A 24664-nucleotide genomic window follows, 5' to 3' on the forward strand; every position below is an offset into this window, starting at 1 on the left:
CACAACGATCCACCGGCCCGACGCGCCGTCCGCCGGACGGCACCGGCACCGGCCGGTCATCCAACAGAGGGAGTGCGATGAGAGACCCCCTGGCCCTGCTCAGCGCGACAGTTGTGCTGGCAGCGGCCGTGTTGACCAGTGGCGCCGCGCAGGCGGCGCCCGATTCGGCCGCGGCGCCAGCCGCCGTGGGAGCCGTCGCGCCGCCGCACACCGAACCGCGAGTCGCCGCCCCGCCGGTCCCGCAACCGACGCCGTTCAAGGAGGCGCCGCTCAGCACCGCCACCGGCAGGACGGCCGCCCCGCCCGACTTCGGCCCCGGGGAACGCGTGCTCTCGGCGTACCACCGGGGGAAGCTCTCCCGCGACGACGCGGTGCGGTACGGCCTGGGCGCGGTGCGCTCGCCCCGGTCGGTGCCGGCGCACCTTCGACCGACCGGGGCCATCCGCGACCCGCAGCGATATCTGACATACCTGTCGATGTTGGCGGCGAGCGCCGATCCGGAGGCGGCGCGGACGATCGCGCCAGATGTCGCGGTGCCTGCCGGCGCCGCCACGGCCGCCGGCTACGACGACTGCGCCGCCGAACCGTACGACTACCTCGGGGTCACCTATCGCTGCCGGGCGTCGGCCGGCGAGTTCCTCGTCCTCTACAACATCGCCGGTGGAGGCAGGCCGGGCATCCCGGCGGACGCCAACCCGAACGGCCGGGCGAAGGCGGTGCAGCATCTGCTGAACGCGCTCTCGATCGCCGTCGACGAGTATCGCGAGATGGGCTACCCGCTGCCCGTGCGGGACGGCAAGCCCTGGGTGCTGGTCTACGGCGTCGACGAGATTCCGATCGTCGGCGGGGTCGGCCTGCCGATCGACGCGCCGTTCGTTCTGCCGTTCGGCTTGAACCAGCAGGCGACCATGCTGGTGCCCAACGGGCAGGACGACTGGGACTACCTGCCGCGGCATGAGCTGTTCCACGTCATGCAGTACCAGTACTGGGACCGGTCCGACGTCGGCCTGGACTACCTGGCCCTCTTCGTGGGCGGCAAGGAGTTCGGCTCGATGAACTGGTGGATGGAGGCCACCGCGGAGTGGGCGACCCGCCAGACCTACGTCCGGGCGCCGTACGTGCCCATCCCCGGCGAGGAGAAGCTGTACGCCCGCAACGTCTACGACGTGCTCAGCAAGCCCGGGGCGGCACTCAACTCCTGGGGCGGGCTGGGCGGCGGTCCGCAGTATGGCGCGTTCCTGCTGCCGACCTATCTCACCGAGCAGGTCGACGCCTCCTTCGTGCGACGCACGTGGGAGAGCATCCGGGACCACGACCATCTGCCGATCGAGGCGATCCGGCACACCGCTGAGGGCTACGGCCTGAACTTCGCGGACATGCTCCTCAACTACCACATCGCCAACTACCGACTGGCCAAGGCGAACGCCGCGCCCGCCCCGACCGTGGACGCCTGGCGCATCTACGGCTACTCCGACTCCGACGCGAGCCTGTGGCGCAGCAACCTCACCGGCGCGAGCGGGACGAGCGACGACGCCCTCGGGGGCGCCAGACCGGCCCGGAAGAGTCACTCGACGCCCGCCGGCACCCAGGCGGAGTACCAGGACATCCTGCGTAAGGGCGGTGCTGTCTACCACGACTTCCGCGCGGTCAGGAACTCCGGCGACGCGAGCTGCGGATACTGCTCGACACTGATGGTGGACACCACCAGGGACGCCAACCGCAGATCTGCCGTCGTCGTCTGGTCGCCGACGGGAAGCACCGGCACGCTGGCGAAGTACCCGAGCATCCACACCGTGCGCCATCCCGACGCGGGTGGACTGATCACGGTGCCGGACTTCGCGTACCCCATGGTGGCCACTCTGGTTACCACCTGGACCGAACTGGACATCCACTCCGCCGACGCGGACAGCAGCCCGAAGACGTTCACCACGAATGTGGAGAGCGTGCTGCCACTCACGGCCCGCTCGTGCGCGCTGCGCCCGCTCTCGGTGCACAGCGTCGAGACCACGGTCGAGCCGGAGGGCGCGTTCAACAGATACGCCGCCAGCACGCCGGACGGCTGGACCGGCGGCGACTCCACGTACTCGGTGAAGCTGCCCGACGGCCGGATCGTCTGGCTGTTCTCCGACACCTGGATGGGCCCGCTCAACAGCGACGGCACCCGCCCGGTGAGCGCCCCCCTGGTCAACAACACCTTCGTCGTGCAGAACGGCGGCAGCCTCACCACCTACCAGGGTGGCACCGCCGGGGCGCCTCGGGCGTTGATGCCGCCGTCCGGACCCGGAAAGTGGTACTGGGTCGGTGACGGCCACCTCTCGGGCGGACAACTTCAAGTCGTGTACCAGGAGTACGAGCGGTTCGGCTCCGGCGCCTGGGACTGGCGGTTCAACCGCAACGTCGTCGCCAACTTCGCCCTGTCCAACCTGCGGACCCCGGTCAGCGTCCGGGAGTTGCCCTCTGCCAGCGGGGTCGCCTGGGGCTCGGGGCTGCTGCCGGCCAGCCGCAGCGGCGACGGCTACACCTACGTCTACGGCGTCGACGACTCCCCGATCAACAAGCAGATGCGCATCGCCCGGGTGTACGGCAGCGACCTCGCCAACGGCACCTGGCAGTACCACACGCCGTGGGGCTGGACGCTCCGCGAGCAGAACTCCCGCAACCTGCTGACCGGCATCGCCAACGAGTACAGCGTCACCCCCTGGGGCGGACAGTTCCTCCTCCTCAGCCAGGACAGCACCGAGGCGTTCAGCGGACAGATCAACGCCTGGACGTCCTGCTCACCGTACGGGCCCTTCACCCAGAAGACCCCGGTCTACCGCATGCCGGAACCCGGCCCCTACGGCAGCTACTGGAACCCCAACGTCATCTCCTACAACGCCCACGTGCACCCCGCGCTCAGCTCCGGTGACACCTTCATCGCCTCCTACAACGTCAACAGCATGGACACCCGTGTCTCCCCGGACGCGGACCACTACCGCGATCCGGGCATCTACCGCCCCCGCTTCTTCCGGTTCGTCCTCGGATAACCACTGCGGTTCCGCCGGGCGTAGGACACGCCCGGCGGAACCATCGGGCATCACCGGTACCGGTGTGTGCCTCCAAGAGCGCGACCGCGACGTGGGGTCAGCGACTTCGACGACCTGCGGGGCCCCACGTCGCGGCATGCCTGGGGCCGCCGATGCCGGGCGTGCCGGACCCCGGCCACCCGTACCTGCTCATCGCCGGCGACCTGGCGTCAGCCGACACCGCCGGTCTCGAACCAGGCCTGGTCGCCGCCGAGGGCGGGCCGACCAGCCACACCGCGATCCTGGCCCGGACCCGCGGCATCCCGGCCGTGGTCGGCTGTGTCACGTGCGGCTGGCGGCGCCGAACAGGTAGCGCAGCTCGTCCAGCATGACGACCAGCACGCCGACGGCCAGCGCGGCGGCGCCGGCCAGGACCGCCTCGCCGGGGCGTACGGCACCGGCCGGCGCGAGCGCGCCGGCGACGGCACAGGCGACGAGGAACGCGTTGCGCCACACGTGGTGCCGGCCCAGGGGCGCGGCGGTGCGGCCGAAGCAGCGGCAGGTGCCGCCGCCGCGCCGCAGGTTCGCGACGATGGCGGCGGTGAAGGCGAGCAGCAGGGCGCCCGAGGCGAGGAATCCGGCCAGCGGGAACACCGCCAGCAGGACCACGGCGGTGAACTCGGCGGCGACCACGGCCGCGGCGAGCGGGCCGGCGGGCCGGAAGCCCATGTCGCGCAGGGAGCGCGTGAACTCGCGGTAGGCGTCGCGGCCGGAGACCTTCCCGACCGCCGCCGCCAGCAGGACCGTGCCGAGCAGCACCCGGCACCCGATCTCGACGTACATCTGTCATCGCCTCCCTCTGACCACGCCGAGGACCGCCTCGGGTGGCACCGCGCCGAAATGCCGCGAGTCCTGGCTGTGGGTGTTGTCGCCCCGTACCGTCACGGCGCCGTCCGGTTCGACCCGGTGCACCCGCTTGACCATCCACGTCAGGTCGGAGGCGGGGACGACGTCGCGGGCCCGGAAGACGACGAGGTCACCGACGGCGGGCGCCCGGCCGACGCGGACGATGAGCCGGTCGCCGTCCCGCAGCGTCGGCGCCATGCTCTGCCCGCTCACCACCACGAGGCGCCAGCGGCGGCGCAGCCAGCCGGTCATGTCGCCGCCAGCTGGTAGCCGTCCGCCTGGAGGCGGAAGAGCCGGGCGTACTCACCGTCGGCCGCCATCAGCTCGTCGTGCGTGCCCGACTCGACGACTCGCCCGGCGTCCAGCACGACGATGCGCCGCGCGTCGCGCAGGGTGCTGAGCCGGTGGGAGATCAGCAGCCCGGTGCGGCCGTGGCGGATCCGGGTCAGCGAGGCGTGCACGCGGGTCTCGGCGTCCGCGTCGAGCCCGGAGCTGGGCTCGTCCAGGATGAGCAGGTCGGCGTCGGCGCGCATCAGGGACCGGGCGAGCGCGACCCGCTGCCACTGCCCGCCGGAGAGCGTCACGCCGGGCTCGCCGTCCTGGCCGGCGAAGGTGCGGCTGAGCAGCGTGGCGTACCCGTGGGGGAGGGCGCGGAGGCGGTCGTGGATCTCGGCGTGCGCGGCGGCCTCGGCGACCTGCTCGGTCGTGTGCGGCAGCCGGCCGATGCCGACGTTCTCCTCGGCGGTGAGGTCGTAGCACATGAAATCCTGGAACACCGCGCCCATCCGCCGGCGCACCGTCTCGATCCGCAGCTCGCGCAGGTCCACCCCGTCCCATGTGATCCGGCCGCGGTCCGGGTCGTAGAACCGGCAGAGCAGCTTGACCAGGGTGCTCTTGCCGGCCCCGTTGAGTCCGACGAGCCCGACGGCCTGCCCGGCGGTGATCGTGAGGTCGACGCCCCGCAGGACCCAGGGGCCGTCCTCGTCGTAGCGGAACCATACGTCCTCGAACCTGATCGCGGTGCGCAGCGGCGGCGCCGGCACGGTCCCGTCGACCAGGTCGGTGGGGCTGTCGAGGACGGCGACGTAGTGCCGGAACAGCCGCATGGCGGCACCGGCCTCGCCGAGCTGGGCGGCGATGCCGGCCAGGCCGCTGTGCGCCGCGGTGAACGCGGCCAGCAGGAGGGTGAGGTCGCCGAGGCTGAGCCGGCCACGGACCGTGGCGTTCACCGCGAACACCGTCGCGGTGAGGGTCACCGCGGCGCCGGCCAACGCCCAGCACGCCTGCACCGTCGTGGTGTGCCGGGCGGCGGCCAGCTCGATCCCGGCGGCCGAGCGCACCGCGCCGATGAGCCGGTCGTGGAAGAAACGGCCGAGGTGGTAGAGGCGCACCTCCCGGGCGGCGCGCAGGTCGGTCAGCACGGTCTGGAACAGGAACCGGGCCCGGAACAGGCTGGCGCTCTCCTCCACGGCCCGCGCGGTCCGCCGGGACAGTCGCAGTTGGATGAGGAAGTCGGGCACCGCCACGGCGAGCAGGAGCAGACCGGCCGGCGGCCAGAGGGACGTCAGGATCACGGCGAAGCCGCCGATGGTGACGACGTTCTGGGCCACGTCGACCGCGAACATGACGACCACGTACGGCGCCTGGGTGGCGGCCTGCTGGGCCAGCGCCAGCCGGTCGCGCAGGGCCGGCTGCTCGAACGGGCCCAGCCCGACGAAGGTGTTCAGTTTCCGGTACAGCCGCACGTCGGCGGCGATCGTGATCGCGTTCTGCAGGGCCGTGGTGAAGTATCCGGACACCCGGCTGGCGATCGCCGCCAGCGCGCCCAGGACGGCGATCGCCACGGCGTACCAGGTGGCGGTCGACGGGTCGGCCGAGCGGCCCCTGCCGACCTCGTCAAACAGCAGCTTGGTGAACCACGCGACGCCGATCGGGGGCGCCGCGCCGATGACGACGAGGGCGACCGTGGCGGCGAGCGCCCTGCGGTCCGCGCAGCCCAGTCGCAGGGCGGCTCGCAACGTGGCCACGTCTCAGGCCAGGACCGGAAGCTGGTGGCTGGAGTTGACGACGACGCCGTCGACGACCGACAGCACGGCGGGGAAGCCCTTGACCCCGAACTCCTTCTCCGCCTGGTCCTCGTTGATGGTCGCCGTGTCGAAGTCGGCCAGGCGGGGCGCCATCTCCACCGTGTCCTCCGGCATGCCGATCATGAACACGAAGGTGTCGTGGCGGTAGCGCCGGGCGTCGACGGTGAGGGTGTCCAGGATGGTCTGGCACGGTGGACAGGTGGGGGTCAGCATGACCACCGTGCGCCGACCTGCGGTCAGGTCGACGTGCGGGAAGCCGGTGACCTCCAGGCCCGGGGCGGGCAGCACCTCGGGGGCGGCCCCGCCGTCGTGGGCGGCGGCGGTCTGCGTCTCCCGGAGCCGCCGGGCGAGGGCCAGGGTCAGGACGAGGTTGAGCACGGCGACCGCGCCGATCACGGCGATGGCGGCGTAGGCGAAACCCGGCATGGGAACTCCTCAACGAGTCAGCGGGGAGTGGGGGCCGCGCCGACGGCGCGGCCCCCGAGGATGAGCCAGGTCAGCAGACGCCGACCTTCTTCGTGTAGCAGATCGGCGACGACGTCGTGACCGAGCACACGCCGGTGCAGGACAGGGTGCTCCGCCGGTAGTAGCGGAAGTACGAACCGCCCGAGCAGTAGCCGTTGGACACCGCGCAGCACGACTGGCCGTGCTCCGGCACGCAGGCGCCGGCCACCTCGCGGCCGAGCACCTTGCTGAGCATCGCGTCGCCGACGCGGTTGATGAGCTTGGTCATGGCAGACCTCCTTGGTGGGTGACTGCCATCACTGTGCTGGGTGCCGCTGCGCGCGCCCTGCGCTCCTACTGCGCGCCGGCTGCGCTCCGCCAACGCGTCAGCGATTCGCGCAGGTCGTCGACGTACGCGGAGTCGAAGTGCTCGAAGATGTGCAGCGCCTCCTCGCCCAGCGCGACGGCCCGGTCGTGCCTGCCGAGGGTGGCCTGCGCCCGCGCGAGCAGGTGCAGCGAGTTCGCCAGCGGGAACGGCTGCCCGACGCCGCGCAGCATCGCCACCGAACTCTCCAGTTCCACCACCGCCCGGTCCGCGTCGCCCTCCTCGAGGTGCGCCTTGCCGAGCAGCCGCCGGGAGATCGCTTCGCCCCACTCGTGACGCAGCTCGTGGAACGCGAGCACCGTACGCCGCAGCAGCCGCCGTGCCGCCTCGCCGTCGCCGGCCGCAAGGTGCGTCGCGGCCAGCGCCTGCTCGGCCGTGGTCACGCTCATCCGATCGCCGAGCCGGCGCGCGGCGGCCACCGCCTGCCGAAGCTGCTCCACGGCTGGCGGCCACTGCTCGGCGTGCCGGTGCAGCAGCCCGATGGTCTCCCGCGCGAGCGCCTCGCCCCACAGGTCGCCGTCGTCGACGAAGACCCGCAGGGCCGCAGCGCAGGCGTCCAAGGCGAACGGGGAGGTGAGCCGGTACTGCCCGTGCTGCATGCCGAGGGCCAGCAGCACGTGCCCGCCGACGCGGCCGACCGGCCAGTGCGCGGCGCACAGCCGCACCATCACCAGCAGCGCGGCGTCCGCCTCCCGCAACCTGCCGAGGTGGCGGCAGCACAGCGAGTAGCCCTGCAGGGCGACGAGGCGGTGCGCCACCCACCGCCCGCGGCCGGCCCGCTGCGCCGCGCGCAGCAGCGGCACGGCTTCGGCGTGCCGGTTCAGCGACCGGTACGCCGTGCCCAGGTGCAGCCGCAGCGACATCCGGGTCGCCGACGGCAGCTCGGCGTGGCGGCCGAGCACGGCGCGCAGACAGTCGACCAGCTCGGGCAGGTGTTGGCTGCGCATCGTCGCGAAGTTGCCCATCGTGCAGGCCAACCGCCCCGCCAGGTCGACGGCGCCCAGCCGCAGCAGGTCCTGCACCGCCGCGACCAGGTTCTCCCGCTCCGCCTCGAACCAGTCGACGGCCTCCCAGGCGTCGAGCGCCGGCCCCGCGTCGGCCACCGGCAGGGCCCCGCAGGGCAGCGACGCGTCGGCCCGCTCGGCGTACGCGTGCAGCCGTGCGTACCAGGCGACGACCTCGTCGACGGGGACCTCGGTGCGTTCCCGGGCGACGAGCCTGACCAGGTCGTGCATGCGTGCCCGGCCGCTGGCGTCGTCGGTCAGCAGGTGGGCCCGGCACAGCTGCTCCAGCAGCGGCTCGGTGGTCTCGTCCCACATGCCGAAGCTGCGCAGCGACGTGCGGCTGAGCACCGCGAGCAGCCGCGCGGCGGGCTGCGGCAACCGCTCGAACCCGACGGTGAAGCTGCTGCGCACGTCGAGCCCGTCGAGGGAGAGTTCGTCGAGGCGCCGTCGCTCGTCGCGCAGCCGCTCGCGTAACCGCGCCACGGTCATCGCCTCCCGCTCGGCCAGCCGCACGCCGGCGATTCGCAACGCCAGCGGCAGGCGACCGCACAGCTCCACAACGTCGGCGGCGGCCCCGGCCTCCCGGTCGATTCGCTCGCCGCCGGCGAGCCCGGCCAGCAGGTCCAGGCCGTCGTCGATCGGCAGCACGTCGAGCGGGACGACCTCGGCGCCCGCCAGCCCCGGCAGCGCTCCCGTGCTCGTGACGACAGCGCTGCCGCCGGGCGGCAGCAGCGGACGCACCTGCGCCGCGTCCGCCGCGCTGTCCAACATCACCAGCAAGGTCTGGTCGGCGAGCACGGAGCGGTACAGCGCCGCGCGCTCCTCGGCCGCCGCCGGGATCGCCTCGCCGGCCACGCCGAGGGCGCGCAGGAACGCGCCGAGCACCGTGCCGGGCCGCGCCGGATCCGGGGTGTTGCCGCGCAGGTCCGCGTAGAGGCACCCCCCGGGGAAGCGGTGCCGGCTCTCGTGGGCCGCGCGCAGCGCCAGCGTGGTCTTGCCCGTTCCCGCCAGCCCGGTCACGACGATCACCTGGGCGACCCCGGCGACCGTCGGGGTGCGCCCCAGCAACGACAGCAGCAGCCCCAGCTCCTTGTCCCGCCCGACGAAGTCACCGGTGACTCCGGGAAGCTGGTTGGGGCGCACCCACCCCCGCGGGGACGTCTCCTGCTCGCTGCCGAGGATCTCCCGGTGCAGTTGCCGCAGCTCCGGCCCCGGGTCGATGCCGTGCTCCTCCGCCAGCACCCGGACCCCGGCCCGGTACACGGCGAGCGCCTCCGCCTGTCGGCCGCTGCGGTGCAGGGCCACCATCAGCTGGCCACGCAGCCGCTCCCGCAGGGGTCGGTCGCGGACCAGCGTGGTCAGCTCCGGCACGAGTTCCCGGTGCAGACCGAGCGAGAGCAGTGCCTCGGCGCGCAGCTCCGTCGCGTGCTCGCGCAGCTCACGAAGCCGATCGCGCTCGTACTCGACGAGCCGCGACCCGACGTCGACGAACGCGTCGTCGCGCCAGCGCGCCAGCGCCCGGTCGAGCAGCTCCACGGCGCGGCGGGCATCGGCGGTGGCCGCGGCGGCCGCTACCTCGGCGGCGAACTCCGCCGAGTCGACGACCGCCACGGGGTTCAGCTGGTAGCCGGGCGAGCGGGTGAGGATCAGCTCCGGCTTCGCGCCGCGGCGGACCGAGGCGACGACCGCCTGGACCCGGTTGCGCGCCCCCGTGGGCGGATCGTACGGCCAGAGCCCGTCGATCAGGCGGTCGACGGAGACGATGCGTCCGTGGTGGGCCGCCAGGCTCGCGACGAGTGCCCGCTCCAGCGGGGCGAGCGACACGGCCACACCGTCGATGCTCACCTCGATCCGACCGAGGATGCCGATCCGATACCCACGCACGGCGCAAAACTAGCGCGGTCTGCGCCCTTCGTGACCGCACGTCCGGAACGTTCCCGGCGCTGAAAGCGCTGGTCACGACGATCCGGCCCGAAGATCGTGACCAGAGCCACTGTCTGCCCGGTCGCGGGGTGGCCGGTCCGACGCGGACACCGCGACGCCGGTGGCCTGCCCGAGCCCTGGTGACCTGCGCGTGTCCGACCTTGGCGGGGCCGCCGTCGATTTGCGCGGCACCAGTGAGCTACTACTCCTTGCTAGTAGTTGCCCTATGATGGCGACCGCGTCAGGTCGGAGCGATGGGCGCCGGGTCCATGTCTTCTCGACGGAGGGTTCAGCAGTGCCTTTCTCGCGGCATGCCCAGGTGGCCTGACGGTGTCCGCCGCATCGACGAGGTCTTCCCGGCGCAGGTTGCCGATGCGTGGCGTGGCACGGTGGGTGCTGCTGGTATGGCTGGCGTGGTGTCCAGCCCTGTTCGTGGTGCTCGGGTTCGCCTCGCCGGCCGCCGCGCACTTCAAGCTGGTCAAGGCCGTGCCGGCCGACGGCGCGCGGGTGAGTGGCGCTGTCGGAGAGGTCCGGCTGACGTTCAGCGCGCCCGGCACGCCCACCGGGGCCGGTTTCCGGCTTTCCCGCGACGGCGAGGCCGTTGCGGTGACCAGTCACACCCCGGACGGGGGTCGTACGTGGCTGGTGCACCCGGCCGCCCCGTTGACCGGCGGGGAGTTCGCGCTGCGGTGGAGTGTCGCCGCCCCTGATGCTCACCCGCTGACCGGCGACGTGGCGTTCACTGTGGTTCCGTCGGCTGCGGCACCCGGGGCGACGGCCACGCCCCGGCCCACCGCCGGTCCGCCCGGGCATGCCGGTCACGGTGTGCCAGGACTGCCGTCGGCGTCGCCGTCGGCCCATGCCGGCGGGCACGCGGTGGGTCATACCGCTGACGCCGAACAGGGGGCGGTGCGGTTCGTCGGCGTGGCGGGCCGGTGGCTGTCCTACGGGGCGATCCTGCTCGGTGTCGGTGGTCTGGTCTTCGCGTTGACCACGCTGGTGGGAACGCGCCGCGACATCCAGCTGGTCCAGGTCTGGGTGCGGGCGGCCGGGCTGACGGTGGCAGCCGGCGCGGTGCTCGAACTCGCGGCGCTGGCGGCGGTGTTCAGTGCCGATGGTGGTCTCGCCTCGGCGGCCGGCACACAGGCGTTGACCGCGCTCAGTCGTACACCGGTGGCCGCCGGCCTGGGTCTGCGGCTCGCCGGCGCGGCCGGGTTGCTCGTGGCCGGGTCCTTGGAGCCGGCGCTGATCCGGGGCCGGCACGCGGTCGGTCGGCACGCCGCAGCGACCGTCGCCGGTATCCCGACCGACCCTCAACCCCTGGTCGTGCCCACCGTCGGCGAAGCGCACGACGACGACGCGCACCGGGTCCGGGCGCGCGCGGTCCGGCCTGTGCTTCTGGGTGTCACCGTGGCGCTGCTGGTGGGTTCGTTCCTGCTCGACGGGCACACCGTCACCGCGCGACCGCGGATGATCGTCGTGGCGGCGGACGTCGCGCACACTCTCGCCGCAGCCGTGTGGGTCGGTGGGGTCCTGCTCCTGGCCGCGCTGCTGCTGGGGCGTGCACGTCTCGGTGCGCCGACCGGGGCCGCCGAGATGGCGGTGCGGTTCTCCGTGCCGGCCACGGCGGCGGTGACGTTGACCGGAGTCGCCGGCGTCGCGTTGACCGTGGCGATCCTGGACCGGCCGGGTCACCTGGTGAGCACCAGTTGGGGGCGGGTGCTGCTGGTCAAGGTCGCGTTGGTGGCGGTCGTCGCCGTCATCGGGCTCTACAACAGCAGGCGGGTGGTACCCCGGTTGGACGATCCCGTGCCGGGCGGCACGCGTCGCCTGCGTCGCACGGTGCTGGTCGAGGCGGTGCTGATGGTCGCTGTCCTGCTGGTCACCGCGATCCTGGTCAACGCCGGCACGTAGGCAACGCCCACCGGACGCACGGCCGCGTGTCGCGGACGGGGTCGCGGGGGTTACAGGCAGAACAGGATGCCGGCGGCCACGCCGACGACCAGGGGTGCGGCCAGGGTGGCCGAGGCGAGCGCGGCGCGGGCGAGCACGTTGCGGCGGTCCGGCCGGTACCCCTGAAGGCGTTGGAGTCGGATGGCCACCTCGGCGCCGGCCATCGACAGCGCCGACGGTGGGTGCGGCGCGCCGGCGAAGGTCAGCAGCGCGTCGCGTACGGCGCTCGGGCCGCACTCGCGGACCGCGGCGGCATCGGCGCGCAGTTCGACGAGCAGGCGTACGGCCGAGGGCGCCTGCCGGGTCAGTGGCAGCCACGGTACGGCCGCCGCGAGCCCCTCCACTGCGCCGACGAGGAGGTGGTGGCGCTCGCGCAGGTGGGCGCGTTCGTGGCTGAGCACCGCGGCGAGCTGCTCTGCCGGCAGGTCACCGGCGGCGCTGGCCAGGACCGTGAGTCCGCGGGATCCGCCGATGCTGTACGCCATCGGGGTCGGGTGTGGAATCCACAGCACCGCCTCACCGGACGCAGGCGGCCCGCCGGCGAGCGTGAGCAGGTCGGCGTGGGCGCGACGGGCGCGGTGGGCGCGGTAGGCCCGTTGGGTGCAGGTCATGGTGAAGCGGGCGAGCACGGTCAGCAGGAGCAGGGCCCCTACCGCCCCGACGACCTCGTCGACGGCGGCCGGCCGGCTGGGTTGGGCCCAGTGCCAGCAGACGCGAGCGAGGTCGTGCAGTGCCCACTGCCGGGTGCTGCCCGGGGCGAGGAGCATCACGGTGGCCAGGAGAAAGGTGGCGATCATCGCGACGAGCAGGCCGAGCCAGCCGAGCAGCATCGCGACGGGATCGGCGACATGCCGGAAGCACCACCGCAGCGCGGCGGGACCCCACCAGGCCACGGCCGCGGCGCCGGTGACGAGGGCGAGCGCGAGGCTCACGCCTCGGACTTCCGCTCGTCGAGGACCCGCCGCAGGATGTGCAGCTCGTGGTCGGAGGCGGACCGGGCGAAGTGCATGAGCACCAGGTCGGGATGACTGCTCGTCTCGATGACCCGACGCAGGGTGCGCGCGGTGATCTCCTCGCGGGTGCCGGCGGCGCGATAGCGGTAGGCCTTGCCGTCCTTCTCGCGAACGGCCCAGCCCTTACGGTGCAGATTGTCCAGCACGGTGAGGACGGTCGTGTACGCCAGCGCCCGCTCGGTGGTCACCGCGTCGAGGACGTCGCGCACGAGCACCGGATCAGAGGCACGCCACAGCACGTCCATGACGGCCGATTCGAGTTTGCCCAGTTCCGCCACGTGCCCTCCTTCGTGTCGCTCAGGGTACGCGAGGCGACGCGGCGGAGTCACCGCGCGGCGGTGCGGCCGGTTCCGACGCCAAGGCCGAAACCGGCCGCACCACGCCGGCTACAGGCGGTCGAGGATCTTCTGCAGGGTCTGCACCTCGGCGGCCTGATCCGAGGCGATCTTGGCGGCCAGCGCCTTGGCCTCGGGGTTGCTCCCGTCGGCCTGCTCGGTCCGGGCCATGTCGATGGCGCCCTTGTGGTGGGCGATCATCATCTCGGCGAACATCTTGTCGAACGCGGGGCCCTTCGCCGCGGCGAGGTCCGTCATCTGCTGCTCGGACATCATGCCGGGCATCCCCGCGTCCATCCCCGGCATGCCGTGCCCGGGCGTGGCGCTCATGCCGGGCATGCTGTGGTCGCTGGGCAGGTCCGTGGGCTTGCCCCAGGCCGTGAGCCACCCCTTCATGGTGGCGATCTCCGGATCCTGCGCCGCCTTGATCTTTGCGGCCAGGTCCTTCAGTTCGCTGTCGCTCGCGCGCGTCGGGGCCAGGTCGGCCATGGCGACGGCCTGCTGGTGGTGCGGGATCATCATCTGGGCGAACATCACGTCCGCGTCGTTGGCGGTGGCGGTGGCCGAGGACGAGGCGCTCGGCGTGGCACTGCCGGCGTCGTGCGTCATGCCGCCGGCGTCGTCCGCGCCGCCGCAGGCGGCGACGGTGAGCAGGGCGGACAGGGCGACGCCCGCGAGGGCGGCGCGACGCAGGATGGTTGGCGTCATCTGGTACGTGGTCCTTGTCGTGAGGTGGGTCGGAACAGGGCCGTCGGTTCGGGCGAGGCGCCGGACCGGGGTCTGCTCACGTGCGCAGGACCGTGACGGCTCGCAGTCGCAGCCCGATGGGCCGGCGGGGTGGACCTCGATCCGGGCTGATCACCCGCCGGCGGTGGCCGGTCGGCGTGCGTGCGCCGCGATGGCGGGACCGCAGCAGGGACAGGACGCCGAGGATCAGTGCGCCGCCCAGCACCGCCAGGCACACGGTGAACGCGTGCTCCCCGCCCCGGTGTCCGGGCGAGCCGTCGGGTCCGTGTTCGGCGGCGGGCGCGGCGGCGCTCCGGTGGGCGGTGCTCGCGTGGGCGGCTCCGGGTTCGCCCGGGTGGCCGAGGGTGTGCATGCCGAACACGCCGAGCGTCACGGCGACGAGAAGCGCCAGCCGCAGCGGCGCGCGCGCCGGTGGACGCCCCACCCTCACGTGTCGCATCCCACCCCCAGAGGTCGGCCGCCCCGACATCCTCTTCTACTACAACCGCATAGTAGAAGGATTATCACGGCGGCTCGGCACGGGGCTGGCGTTTACCCGGATTCAGCTTTGTCGTGCCTGGCCCGACCGGTCCGGCGCCGGTCAGGCCGTACCGGGACCGTCAACCGGCGCGGCGGGCCAGGCCTCCCATCTTCACCGCGGTGAACACCGCGGCGGCCAGCGCCACGTCGGAGAGCAGCATCAGCCCGATGGCGTAGGAGCCCTGCGACCCGTACACCCAGCCCATGATCAGCGGCGGCACGAACCCGCCGAGCCCGCCGGCGGCCCCGACCAGCCCGGTGACCGCGCCCACCTGGTCGGCGGGGGCGACCTTGCCGACCAAGGCGAACACCGCGCCGCTGGCCGCGCCGAGCAGCACCGCCATGCCGAGCAGCGCGACCGTGGCCACCGGCATCAGGGCCGGCTGGAAGGCCTGCACGACGGCGAACCCGGCCACCCCGGAGAAGCACCACACCAGCACCGGCACGGGGTGTAGCCGGTCGGAGAGCCAGCCGCCCACCGGGCGGGCCAGCACGGCGAGCACGACGAACCCGGCGGTCCGCAGCGCACCGTCCCCGGCACTGAGCCCGTAGGCGGTGCGCAGGTACGCCGGCAGGTACACGCTGAAGGCCACGAACCCGCCGAACCCGACCGCGTACAGGAAGCACAGCTGCCAGGTGACGGTCAGCCGGGCGACGCCGGCGAGCCGCTGCCAGGCCGACCCGGTGGGCCGGGCCGGGCCCGGCGCGTCGCGCAGCAGCAGGAACGACAGCACCGCGTACGCCGCCAGGATCGCCGCGACCAGCAGGAACGGGGCCCGCTCCCCGTAGGCGTCGGCCAGCCGGACGGTGGTGAAGTTGGCGATCGCGGTGCCACCCATGCCGACACCGAACACGCCGATGGCGAAGCCGCGCCGGGCCGGCGGATACCAGCCGGACACCAGCGGGACGCCGACGGCGAAGGCGGTGCCGCCGATGCCGAGGAAGAAGCCGGTCACGATCAGCGCCGGGTAGGAGGAGACCGTGGTGAGGGTCAGCACCGGCACGATGGTGGCGACGGTGACCAGCGGGAAGACTACCCGGGCCCCGTACCGGTCGGTGAGCGCGCCGACCGGGATGCGGCCCAGCGAGCCCACGATCACCGGCACCGCGACGAGCAGGGACTGCGCGGCGAAGCCGAGCCCCAGCCGTTCCTTGATGCCGGGGCCCAGCGGACCGAGCAGGGCCCATGCCCAGAAGTTCACCAGGAAGCCGAGGGTGGCCAAGGCTAGCTGGAGGGCGGCGCCGGAGGTGGCCTCGGGACGCCCGACCGGGGCGGTGGACCCGGCTTGCCGGTCACGGATGCTGGTCATCGTTCAACTCCGTCGGGATCGTCGTGCTGCTGTCGCGGCGTCAAAGGGGAATGCGGCGGTCCGCTTCACCGGTACGAGCCTCGCTCGAGCCAACCCACCCCGGCAGGGCCGGAAGACCCGGCCCAGGAGGACGTCCCACCTGCCACGGCAGGGTGAGCAGACCGACCGGGGTGCCGGGGCGCCAACCGGGCGGCACCACGGCCAGCGCGTCGGCGTCCGCCGCCGCGCCCAGGTATCCCGGGTGCGCCCCGTCGACCAGCCGCAGGCCCCGCGCGCCGCGCCGGACCGGCACGATCCGGGTGTTCCGCTCGTCGAGGCGCAACGGATCGGTGGTGAGGACGGCGGTGTCCAGATCGGCCGGCGGCCGTCCGGCCAGCCCGGTGAGCAGCGGGTCGATCAGGGTGAGCGCGGCGACCAGCGCCGCGTACGGGTTGCCCGGCAGGCCGACGATCCAGCGGGCCCCGGCCTGGGCCAGGACCTGTGGGTGCCCGGGCCGGCACCGCACCCCGTCCACGTGCGCCACGGCCCCGAGGTGCCGCAGCGACGCGTGCAGCCCGTCCGCCGGGCCGACGGAGGACGCCCCGCAGACGACCGTCACGTCGGCGTCTCGCGTGCTGTCCGCGATCGCCCCGGCGAACCAGTCGGGCTGGTCGCCGACCATCCGTGGACCGAGGAGGTCCGCTCCCCAGGCGGACAGCAGCGGGGCCAGCATCGGGCCGATCGCGTCCCGGACCCTGCCCCACGGGGGACGGCCGGCGTGGACCACCTCGTCGCCGCTGATCAACAGGCGGGCCCGGGGTCGGGCCCGGACGGTGAGGTGGTCGAGGCCGACGCTCGCGGCCAGCCCCAGCACCGCCGGCGTGACCGGCGAACCCGCGGGCACCAGTTCCTGACCGCGGGCGGCGTACTCGCCCGCGCACCGGATGTGCCGACGGTCGCCCGGCACCGCCCGCAGGACGTCACCGATCCGGTCGGCGATCTCGTAGGGCACGACCCGGTCCGCCCGGCCCGGGACGGGAGCGCCGGTGGCCACCTCTACGGCGGTCCCCTCGACCAGGGGCGCGACGGCGTGGGTGCGACCGGCCAGGATCTGGCCGACCACCCGCCACGGGCCCGGACCGCGCACCGCGTATCCGTCCATCGCGGAGTTGTCGAACCCGGGCAGCGGGACCGCCGCGACAAGTGGCGCCGCGAGGGTCCGGCCGGCGGCGGAGGCCAGCGGTACCGACTCCGCGGGCAGGGGAGCGGGGAGCCGGTGGGCCAGCGCCCGCGCCGCGGCCCACTCCGTCGCGGGTCGGGACGAATGGTGACTGCCGGTGTGGTGCGGTGCGGTGGTCACCGGCGTGAGCGGGTCCGACCGCCGCGCGGGGTGGGCAGCCGGGGCGGCCCCTCCCATCCGGGACGGGTCGGCCGCAGTCCGGGCCGGTCGTCCCGGCTGCGGTAGACGACGTAGGGGCGGGTGGCGTAGCCGACCGGAGCGCTGAACGCATGGACGAGGCGGGTGAACGGCCAGAACGCGAAGAGCGCGAAGGCGGCCAGGATGTGGATCTGGAAGCCCACCGGGACGCCGGCCATGATCTCGGGGTCCGGGCGGAGGTAGAACAGCGACCGGAACCACGGGGAGATGGTCTCCCGGTAGTCGTAGCCGGGGCCGGCGACGTTGGCCCGCACAGTGGCCCAGAGGCCCAGCACGATCACCCCCGCCAGCACCACGTACATCGCCTTGTCGTTGCGGGTGGTGGCGGCGAAGACCGGCCCGGTCAACCGGCGGCGGGCGATCAGGATGCCCAGCCCGATCAGGGTGCAGAAGCCGGCCACCGTGCCGATGAACACGGCCATGAGGTGGTAGGTGTGCTCGGTGACGCCGACCGCCTCGGTCCAGGACTTCGGGACCACCAGGCCACCGATGTGTCCGATCAGGACCATCAGCACTCCGAAGTGGAACAGTGGGCTGCCCCACCGCAGGATGCTGCTCTCGTAGAGCTGGGAGGATCGGGTCGTCCAGCCGAACTTGTCGTAGCGGTGGCGCCAGATCAGGCCGCCGACGAGGATCGCGATCGACAGGTACGGGTACACCACCCACAGCAGGATGTTCATCGGCGTCCTCCAGTCGTGTCGACCAGTCCGAATGGTTCGAGTCCGACCTGCTCCACCGGCGGCCCGGTGCGGGCCAGCCGGGCGGCGGCGGCGATGTCCCCGGGCTGGGCGGGCGGCAGCATCTCCCGGACGGCGGCGACGGCCTGCCGGTATATCGACTTCTCCCGCCCCAGCGCCTCGACCAGCAGGTCGAGGCCGACGCGGTTCTCCCGCAGCAGCCGCCACCCCTCGTCGTCGGCGGCGGCCAGGTCGAGGACGGCGGGCAGGAAGTCGGGCAGCTCGCCGTCGACGACGGTCAGTCCGGCCGCCTTGTACGCGGCGGCGAAGTCGACCAGCGCCTCACCCCGGCGACGGGTGTCGCCGCAGGTGTAGTACGTCAGGTGCAGGCAGCAGCGGCGCCGGAAGTCGAACACCTCCACGTAGGCGGTCCGCAGGTCGACCGGCGCGGCGGCTTCCCGGTGGGCGACCACCTCGCGCAGCGGCCGGGCGACCTCGGCCGGCAGGCCGTCGAGCGCGGCCCGCACGGTGGGCAGCGCTGCGAGAACCTCCTCTTCGGGATAGCGCAGCAGCAGGGACGCCGCGCGGGCGGCCACCGCCCGCCAGGTCGGCCGGCTCACGGGTTACCTCCGTCGACGGGTGCGGATTCGCGGCTGCGGGGCGGGAAGAGGCCCTTCGGGCTGCCCTTGCCGTCCCAGTTGAGCAGGTTGACCCGGCGGGGTTCGTCGCCCGGGTCGGTGAAGCCCTCCGCCGTCTGCCGGTCGCGCAGCATGTGGAAGGTCTCCACCTGGACCGGCACCGGCGTGCCGGAGGACTCCCCGAAGGGCCCCTGGCCGTACGGGCCGCCGCCGCCCATCCCGGGGCCGCCCTCGTAGTCGAGGCTGCACTCGGTGGCGATCTTCTCCAGCCGGTGCGCGTCCTCGGCGTGCGCGGCGGGGATGACGTACCGCTGCTCGTACTTGGCGATGGCGAGTAGCCGGTACATCTCGTCCATCTCCGAGCCGGTCATGCCGACCGCGGCGGCGATGGCCTCGTCGCGCTCCTCGCCCAGGTTGATCCGGCGCTGGTAGGCGCGCATCGCGGCGAGCCGGTTCAGCACCCCGCGCACCGGCTCCGGGTCGCCGGCGGTGAAGAGCTCGGCGAGGTACTCCACCGGGATGCGCAGCGCGTCGATGGCCCCGAAGAGGTTGCCGGCCTCCTCCGCGTCGTGGCCGGTCTCGCGCAACGCGTCGGCCACCGGCGACAGCGGCGGGATGTACCAGACCATCGGCATGGTCCGGTACTCCGGGTGCAGCGGCAGCGCCACCTCGTAGCGCATGATCAGGTCCCAGATCGGCGAGCGCTGCGCGGCGTCGATCCAGTCGTCCGGGATGCCGGCCTCGCGGGCGGCGGCGACCACGGCCGGGTCGTGCGGGTCGAGGAAGACCGACCGCTGCGCGTCGTACAGGTCGTGTTCGTCGGCGATGGCGGCGGCCTCGGCGACGCGGTCGGCGTCGTAGAGCATCAGTCCGAGGTAGCGCAGCCGTCCCACGCAGGTCTCGGAGCAGATGGTGGGCTGGCCGATCTCGATGCGCGGGAAGCAGAAGGTGCACTTCTCGGCCTTGCCGGTGCGGTGGTTGAAGTAGACCTTCTTGTAGGGGCAGCCGGTCACGCACATCCGCCAGCCCCGGCAGCGGTCCTGGTCGACCAGCACGATGCCGTCCTCGGCCCGCTTGTAGATCGCCCCCGACGGGCAGGAGGCCGCGCAGGACGGGTTGAGGCAGTGCTCGCAGATGCGCGGCAGGAAGAACATGAAGGTCTTCTCGAACTCCTGCTTCACCTGGCCGGAGACCTTCGCCAGCACCGGGTCACCGGCGGCGATCTCGTTGCCGCCGGCGAGTGAGTCGTCCCAGTTGGCGCTCCAGGTGATCTTCGTATCCTGGCCGGTGAGCAGCGACTTCGGCCGGGCCACCGGGGTGTCCTCGCCGGCCGGCGCGTTGATCAGGTGCTCGTAGTCGTACGTCCACGGCTCGTAGTAGTCCTGCATGGACGGCAGCTTCGGGTTGGCGAAGATGCTGAACATCTTCTTCACCCGGCCACCGGAGCGTGGCTTGAGCTTGCCGGAGCGGGTCCGCACCCAGCCGCCCTGCCAGCGCTCCTGGTTCTCGTAGGTGCGCGGGTAGCCCTGCCCGGGGCGGGTCTCCACGTTGTTGAACCAGACGTACTCGACGCCGGAGCGGTTGGTCCACGCCTGCTTGCAGGTGACCGAGCAGGTGTGGCAGCCGATGCACTTGTCGAGGTTCATCACCATCGCCATCTGTGCCATGACCCGCATCAGTACTGCACCTCCTGGGAGCGGCGGCGGATCACGGTGACCTCGTCGCGTTGGTTGCCGGTCGGGCCGAGGTAGTTGAACGCGAAGGACAGCTGCGCGTACCCGCCGATGAGGTGGGTGGGCTTGACCAGCAGCCGGGTCAGCGAGTTGTGGATGCCGCCGCGCCGGCCGTTGGTCTCCGACTTGGGCACGTCGATCACCCGTTCCTGGGCGTGGTACATGTAGACCGTGCCCTCGGGCATCTTGTGCGTCACCACGGCCCGGCAGACCACCACGCCGTTGCGGTTGACCGCCTCGATCCACTCGTTGTCCCGGACGCCGATCTTCGCCGCGTCGGCCTCGCTCATCCACATCGTCGGCCCGCCCCGGGACAGCGTGAGCATGATCAGGTTGTCCTGGTACTCGGAGTGGATGGACCACTTCGAGTGCGGGGTGAGGTAGCGGACGGTGATCTCCAGCTCCCCGTTGCGGCCGAGCCTCGGTTCGCCGAAGAGCTTGTGCATGTCCAACGGCGGCCGGAAGATCGGCAGCGCCTCGCCGGCCTCGTGCATCCAGTCGTGGTCGAGGAAGAAGTGCTGCCGGCCGGTGAGCGTGTGCCAGGGCTTGAGCCGCTCGGTGTTGATGGTGAACGGGGAGTAGCGCCGGCCGCCGTGCTCGCTGCCCGACCACTCCGGGCTGGTGATCACCGGCACCGGGCGGGACTGGGTGTCGGCGAAGGTGATCTGCTTGCCCTCGTGCTCGGCAGCCAGGTCCGCCAGGCGTACCCCGGTGCGCTTCTCCACGTCCCGGAAGCCCGCGGTGGCGACCCGCCCGTTGGTGGTGCCCGACAGCGCCAGGATCGCCTCGCAGGCGTGCGTGTCCTTCGCCAGCGACGGCCGCCCGTCCGCGGCGCCGCCGCGCACCTCACCGTTCTTGTGGCGCAGATACTCGACCTCCGGCCGCACGTCGACCGAGAAGCCCTTGCCGGTGGTGCCGAGGGTGTCCATCAGCGGCCCGAGCGCGGCCATCTTGTCGGCGATCGCGCCGTAGTCCCTCTCGACCACCACCAGTTTCGGCATGGTCCGGCCCGGCACCGGTGTCTCCCCGGTCGCCGCCCAGTCGCGGACCCGGCCGTGCGGGGTCGCCATCGCGTCCGGGGTGTCGTGCAGCAGCGGCGCCGCGACCAGGTCCTTGCGTACGCCCAGCCGCGGCCCGGCGAGCGTGGAGAACGCCTTCGCGATGCCGTGGAAGGCGTCGAAGTCGGTCCGGGTCTGCCACGGCGGGTTGATCGCCGGGGTGAAGGCGTGCACGAACGGGTGCATGTCGGTACTGCTCAGGTCGTGCTTCTCGTACCAGGTGGCGGCGGGCAGCACGATGTCGGAGAAGAGCGTCGTGGAGGTCATCCGGAAGTCCAGGCTCAGCAGCAGGTCGAGCTTGCCCTCCGGGGCCTCCTCCCGCCAGGTAACGTCCTTGGGCCGCAGCTCCTCCGGCGCCTCCTCGGCGCGCAGGTTCGCGTCGGTGCCGAGCAGGTGCCGCAGGAAGTACTCGTTGCCCTTGGCCGACGAGCCGAGCAGGTTGGCCCGCCAGACGGTCAGCACCCGTGGCCAGTTCTCCGGCGCGTCCGGGTCGGTGCAGGCGAACTTCACGTCGCCCTCGCCGAGCCGCTCGGCCACCCAGCCCGCCGGGTCGTCCGGCCGGGCGGCGAGAGCCTCGTCGGCCAGGTCGAGCGGGCTGCGGTCGAAGGTGGGCATCGACGGCATCCACCCCGAGCGGGCCGACTGGGCCAGCAGGTCCATGGTGTGCTTGCCGGCGAACGCGCCGGTGCCGGTGGGGGAGGAGACCACGTCGGCGGAGTAGGTGTCGTAGCGCCACTGGTCGGTGTGCACGTACCAGAAGGCGGTGCCGATCATCTGCCGGGGCGGGCGGACCCAGTCCAGGCCGAACGCGAGCTGCGCCCAGCCGGTCGCCGGGCGGCACTTCTCCTGCCCCACGTAGTGCGCCCAGCCGCCGCCGTTGACCCCCTGGCAGCCGGTGAGGGTGACCAGCGCCAGGATCGCCCGGTAGGTGGCGTCGGAGTGGAACCAGTGGTTCGTGCCGGCGCCGAGCAGGATCATCGACCGTCCGCCGGAGCGGTCCGCGTTGTCGGCGAACTCCCGCGCCACCCGGGCCACCTGCGCCGCCGGCACCCCGGTGACCGGCTCCTGCCACGCCGGCGTGTACGGCGCCTCGACGTCGTCGTACCCGGTCGGCCACTGGCCCGGCAGGCCGTCGCGGCCCACCCCGTACTGGGCCAGCACCAGGTCGAAGACGCTGGTCACCAACTGGCCCCGCACCGTGCGGGTCGGCACGCCCCGGCGCAGCGCCTGCGGGGTGTCGGTGTCGAACCGAGGCAGCTCCACCTCCACCGCGTCGCCCGCCCCGAGGCAGGTCAGCGCCGGCTCCAGGTCGCCCAGGTCCAGGTTCCACTGGCCCTGCTGCTCGCCCCAACGGTGGCCGAGGCTGCCCCGCGGCACGGCGGGAGCGTCGGTGGCCGAGTCCCAGAGCACCGTCCGGAAGGCCGCCTCCTTGTCGGTCTCGCCCAGGTCGTCGGCGGTGAGGAACTTGCCCGGCCGGTACGCCCCGTCGGCACCCGGCTCCAGGGTGACCAGGAACGGCAGGTCGGTGAACCTGCGGACGTAGTCGACGAAGCGTGGGGTGCGCCGGTCGACGAAGAACTCCTTGAGGATGACGTGCCCCATCGCCATCGCCAGGGCGCCGTCGGTGCCCGGCTGGGCGGGCATCCACTCGTCGGCGAACTTGACGTTGTCGGCGAAGTCGGGGCTGACCACCACGACCTTCTGCCCCCGGTAGCGCGCCTCGGCCATCCAGTGTGCGTCCGGCGTGCGGGTCACCGGGACGTTGGAGCCCCACATGACGAAGTAGGAGGCGTCCCACCAGTCCCCGGACTCGGGCACGTCGGTCTGGTCGCCGAAGACCTGCGGGGAGGCCACCGGCAGGTCGGCGTACCAGTCGTAGAACGACAGCATCGAGCCGCCGAGCAGGGACAGGAACCGGGCGCCGACGGCGTGCGACACCATCGACATGGCCGGGATGGGGGAGAAGCCGGCGACCCGGTCCGGGCCGTACTCGGCGATCGCGTGCACGTGCGCGGCGGCGACCATCTCCTGCGCCTCGTCCCAGGTGATCCGCACCAGGCCGCCCTTGCCGCGGGCCTTCTGGTAGCGGCGGCGTCGTTCCGGGTCGCCCTGGATGTCCGCCCACGCGGCCACCGGATCACCGAGGCGGCCCCTGGCCTCCCGGTACATCTCCACCAGCACGCCCCGCGCGTACGGGTAGCGCACCCGGGTGGGGGAGTAGGTGTACCAGGAGAAGGCGGCACCCCGGGGGCAGCCCCGAGGCTCGTACTCCGGCCGGTCCGGCCCGACGCTCGGGTAGTCGGTCTGCTGCTGCTCCCAGGTGATGATGCCGTCCTTGACGTACACCTTCCAGGAGCACGAGCCGGTGCAGTTCACCCCGTGCGTGGAGCGCACCACCTTGTCGTAGGACCAGCGGTCCCGGTAGAAGGCGTCCGCCTCCCGGCCGCCGATCTGGTGCAATGTCCGGCCGTCGGCGGAGACCTCGGCCCGGCGTACGAGGCCGCCCACGGCCAGCAGCGCCCGCCCCGCACTATCGGTGGCTCGCGACATACGCCTCATTCCTTCGATAGATGGCCGTACTGCCCCACGTTCTCGGCAGATGCGCCGGAGCGCAACCCCGAGCGAGGGCGTCCTGGCCATGGTGCCGACGTACAACCTCGGGAAACCGGGCCGAAGGTCCCGAGATCATCGGCTTTGTACCTGCGGGTCCGTGGCGGGACTTCGGGCCCGGTCGGGCGGTCACCGGCGGGGCACGGAGCGGGGCCCGGCCGTCTCGGTGTCACCCTGCCGGAGATCGCCGGGCAGGTTCGGGACCGGGGGCCACCGTGGAGCGTGTTCTTCCTGGTGCCGGCCGGGTGGGGCGCCGCGCTGGGCGGCCGCGACGCGGGCAGACCGAGGACGTGCTCGACGCCCTCTACGACCTCGGCGAGACCGTGCCGGTCAAGACCACCGAGGCGCACCGCCGGTAGCCGCGGGGCGGCGTCGGCAGCGGCCGACATCCGGGCCGGCTCACCTGGCCGCCGCCTCCGCCGGGGTGATCCGGTCCCAGGCCGGGATCGGCAGCGCGATCACCGCGGCCGGGAAGAGACCGTGCTCCTCGTTGTCGATGTGCCGGTGGAGCCGGTCCAGGGCGGCCAGCACTGCGGGCCAGTCCGGGTCGGCCCGGTCGACGCCGCCGAGCACGCCGTGGATGTCGTCGTGCTCCGCGCAGAGCTTCGCCACCGCCCCGGCCAGGCTGCCCTCGGCCCGCAGCTCCACGAAGAGGCCGTCCTCCTCAGTGGAGGTGTGCGGCATCAGCAGCGCCAGCAGCGCGTCCAGCGCCACCAGGGCGTCCGGGCCGGAGGCCCGCACCGCGCCGCGCAGCCGGCCGGCCGCGTTCGCGATCGCCTCGTGCTCGGCCGAGAGCCGGCCGATCAGCGGGAACTCCCGACAGCCGCAGTAGTTGCACACTTCGTCTCCTGACCACGAGGGTGGGCGACTCCATCGTGCGCACCGGCAACCTCCGTCAGC

20 protein-coding genes and 1 pseudogene are annotated in these 24664 nt (G+C 72.9%); 4 read left to right on the forward strand and 17 right to left on the reverse strand.

The genetic code is table 11. From position 1 onward, the window contains the following. Positions 1-77: 77 nt before the first annotated feature. Positions 78-3026, forward strand: a complete 2949-nt coding sequence (locus IF06_RS0100160) for a hypothetical protein (RefSeq protein WP_030268107.1) — start codon at positions 78-80, stop codon at positions 3024-3026. 152 nt (positions 3027-3178) lie between these two features. Then, positions 3179-3397 carry a PEP-utilizing enzyme gene (locus IF06_RS32945; RefSeq protein WP_084588780.1) on the forward strand — a complete coding sequence of 73 codons (219 nt, stop codon included), beginning with the start codon at positions 3179-3181 and terminating at the stop codon, positions 3395-3397. Here IF06_RS32945 and IF06_RS0100165 read toward each other — a convergent pair. The 6 genes from IF06_RS0100165 to IF06_RS0100190 form a co-directional block, all read right to left on the reverse strand. After that, positions 3348-3848 (reverse strand): MauE/DoxX family redox-associated membrane protein, encoded by a 501-nt coding sequence (locus IF06_RS0100165; protein WP_030268110.1) that lies wholly within the window; start codon positions 3846-3848, stop codon positions 3348-3350. The two genes, IF06_RS32945 and IF06_RS0100165, sit on opposite strands and share 50 nt — an antisense overlap. Before the next feature lie 3 nt (positions 3849-3851). Next, on the reverse strand, positions 3852-4163 hold the full coding sequence (locus IF06_RS0100170) for a S24/S26 family peptidase (RefSeq protein WP_013287125.1): 312 nt from the start codon (positions 4161-4163) through the stop codon (positions 3852-3854). Then, entirely contained in the window at positions 4160-5938 is a 1779-nt protein-coding gene (locus IF06_RS0100175; protein ID WP_030268113.1) for an ABC transporter ATP-binding protein, read from the reverse strand. Before IF06_RS0100175 ends, IF06_RS0100170 begins: the two co-directional genes overlap by 4 nt. A gap of 3 nt (positions 5939-5941) precedes the next feature. Continuing rightward, positions 5942-6424: a hypothetical protein gene (locus tag IF06_RS0100180; RefSeq protein WP_030268115.1), complete on the reverse strand. Its 483-nt coding sequence runs from the start codon at positions 6422-6424 to the stop codon at positions 5942-5944. 70 nt (positions 6425-6494) lie between these two features. Then, a complete protein-coding gene (locus IF06_RS0100185) occupies positions 6495-6731 on the reverse strand; it encodes a hypothetical protein (RefSeq protein WP_013287122.1) in 237 nt (78 codons plus the stop codon). Between the two features lie 65 nt (positions 6732-6796). Next, a complete protein-coding gene (locus tag IF06_RS0100190) occupies positions 6797-9715 on the reverse strand; it encodes an AfsR/SARP family transcriptional regulator (RefSeq protein WP_030268117.1) in 2919 nt (972 codons plus the stop codon). A 411-nt stretch (positions 9716-10126) separates the two neighbouring features. Here IF06_RS0100190 and IF06_RS0100195 point away from each other — a divergent pair, with 411 nt between their 5' ends. Then, positions 10127-11668 (forward strand): CopD family protein, encoded by a 1542-nt coding sequence (locus IF06_RS0100195; RefSeq protein WP_030268119.1) that lies wholly within the window; start codon positions 10127-10129, stop codon positions 11666-11668. Positions 11669-11718: 50 nt separating this feature from the next. On the opposite strand, the gene IF06_RS0100200 is transcribed toward IF06_RS0100195, so the two are convergent. From IF06_RS0100200 to IF06_RS0100245, 10 genes are all read right to left on the reverse strand, one after another. Next, the gene (locus IF06_RS0100200; protein ID WP_013476241.1) at positions 11719-12639 is read right to left on the reverse strand and encodes a M56 family metallopeptidase; all 921 of its coding nucleotides are present in this window, start codon (positions 12637-12639) and stop codon (positions 11719-11721) included. Continuing rightward, positions 12636-12998 (reverse strand): BlaI/MecI/CopY family transcriptional regulator, encoded by a 363-nt coding sequence (locus IF06_RS0100205; protein WP_013287118.1) that lies wholly within the window; start codon positions 12996-12998, stop codon positions 12636-12638. The genes IF06_RS0100200 and IF06_RS0100205 overlap by 4 nt, the downstream gene beginning before the upstream one ends. Before the next feature lie 108 nt (positions 12999-13106). Beyond that, complete coding sequence (locus tag IF06_RS0100210) at positions 13107-13763, reverse strand: DUF305 domain-containing protein (RefSeq protein ID WP_030268123.1); 657 nt, start codon at positions 13761-13763, stop codon at positions 13107-13109. Between the two features lie 76 nt (positions 13764-13839). Continuing rightward, a complete protein-coding gene (locus IF06_RS0100215; RefSeq protein WP_030268124.1) occupies positions 13840-14241 on the reverse strand; it encodes a DUF6153 family protein in 402 nt (133 codons plus the stop codon). 160 nt (positions 14242-14401) lie between these two features. Next, a complete protein-coding gene (locus IF06_RS0100220; RefSeq protein ID WP_030268126.1) occupies positions 14402-15631 on the reverse strand; it encodes an MFS transporter in 1230 nt (409 codons plus the stop codon). A gap of 40 nt (positions 15632-15671) precedes the next feature. Beyond that, a complete protein-coding gene (locus tag IF06_RS0100225) occupies positions 15672-16970 on the reverse strand; it encodes a molybdopterin molybdotransferase MoeA (RefSeq protein WP_030268128.1) in 1299 nt (432 codons plus the stop codon). Beyond that, positions 16967-17728, reverse strand: coding sequence for a respiratory nitrate reductase subunit gamma (gene narI, locus IF06_RS0100230; protein WP_030268129.1), 762 nt, complete (start codon positions 17726-17728; stop codon positions 16967-16969). The genes IF06_RS0100225 and narI overlap by 4 nt, the downstream gene beginning before the upstream one ends. Next, positions 17725-18345 (reverse strand): nitrate reductase molybdenum cofactor assembly chaperone, encoded by a 621-nt coding sequence (gene narJ, locus IF06_RS0100235; RefSeq protein ID WP_030268131.1) that lies wholly within the window; start codon positions 18343-18345, stop codon positions 17725-17727. The genes narI and narJ overlap by 4 nt, the downstream gene beginning before the upstream one ends. Further along, complete coding sequence (gene narH, locus IF06_RS0100240) at positions 18342-20039, reverse strand: nitrate reductase subunit beta (protein WP_030268133.1); 1698 nt, start codon at positions 20037-20039, stop codon at positions 18342-18344. The genes narJ and narH overlap by 4 nt, the downstream gene beginning before the upstream one ends. Continuing rightward, a complete protein-coding gene (locus IF06_RS0100245; protein WP_030268135.1) occupies positions 20039-23704 on the reverse strand; it encodes a nitrate reductase subunit alpha in 3666 nt (1221 codons plus the stop codon). The genes narH and IF06_RS0100245 overlap by 1 nt, the downstream gene beginning before the upstream one ends. A gap of 234 nt (positions 23705-23938) precedes the next feature. On the opposite strand from IF06_RS0100245, the pseudogene IF06_RS33515 reads away from it, so the two are divergent. Continuing rightward, positions 23939-24114 (forward strand): annotated as a pseudogene (locus IF06_RS33515) (radical SAM/SPASM domain-containing protein); the annotation flags it as partial. Between the two features lie 49 nt (positions 24115-24163). Here IF06_RS33515 and IF06_RS0100255 read toward each other — a convergent pair. Beyond that, the gene (locus IF06_RS0100255; RefSeq protein WP_013287109.1) at positions 24164-24604 is read right to left on the reverse strand and encodes a hemerythrin domain-containing protein; all 441 of its coding nucleotides are present in this window, start codon (positions 24602-24604) and stop codon (positions 24164-24166) included. Positions 24605-24664: the final 60 nt, after the last annotated feature.

Source organism: Micromonospora globosa (genome assembly GCF_000717585.1).
Taxonomy (GTDB): Bacteria; Actinomycetota; Actinomycetes; order Mycobacteriales; family Micromonosporaceae; genus Micromonospora; species Micromonospora aurantiaca.

Bases quoted from the DNA above. Each gene is read 5' to 3' on its own strand.
- IF06_RS0100165 (WP_030268110.1), bottom strand. From the start codon at position 3,848: ATGTACGTCGAGATCGGGTGCCGGGTGCTGCTCGGCACGGTCCTGCTG.
- narI (WP_030268129.1), bottom strand. From the start codon at position 17,728: ATGAACATCCTGCTGTGGGTGGTGTACCCGTACCTGTCGATCGCGATC.
- IF06_RS0100245 (WP_030268135.1), bottom strand. From the start codon at position 23,704: ATGTCGCGAGCCACCGATAGTGCGGGGCGGGCGCTGCTGGCCGTGGGC.
- IF06_RS0100220 (WP_030268126.1), bottom strand. From the start codon at position 15,631: ATGACCAGCATCCGTGACCGGCAAGCCGGGTCCACCGCCCCGGTCGGG.
- narH (WP_030268133.1), bottom strand. From the start codon at position 20,039: ATGCGGGTCATGGCACAGATGGCGATGGTGATGAACCTCGACAAGTGC.
- IF06_RS0100185 (WP_013287122.1), bottom strand. From the start codon at position 6,731: ATGACCAAGCTCATCAACCGCGTCGGCGACGCGATGCTCAGCAAGGTG.
- IF06_RS0100210 (WP_030268123.1), bottom strand. From the start codon at position 13,763: ATGACGCCAACCATCCTGCGTCGCGCCGCCCTCGCGGGCGTCGCCCTG.
- IF06_RS0100195 (WP_030268119.1), top strand. From the start codon at position 10,127: ATGCGTGGCGTGGCACGGTGGGTGCTGCTGGTATGGCTGGCGTGGTGT.
- IF06_RS32945 (WP_084588780.1), top strand. From the start codon at position 3,179: ATGCCGGGCGTGCCGGACCCCGGCCACCCGTACCTGCTCATCGCCGGC.
- IF06_RS0100180 (WP_030268115.1), bottom strand. From the start codon at position 6,424: ATGCCGGGTTTCGCCTACGCCGCCATCGCCGTGATCGGCGCGGTCGCC.
- IF06_RS0100160 (WP_030268107.1), top strand. From the start codon at position 78: ATGAGAGACCCCCTGGCCCTGCTCAGCGCGACAGTTGTGCTGGCAGCG.
- IF06_RS0100170 (WP_013287125.1), bottom strand. From the start codon at position 4,163: ATGACCGGCTGGCTGCGCCGCCGCTGGCGCCTCGTGGTGGTGAGCGGG.
- IF06_RS0100215 (WP_030268124.1), bottom strand. From the start codon at position 14,241: ATGCGACACGTGAGGGTGGGGCGTCCACCGGCGCGCGCGCCGCTGCGG.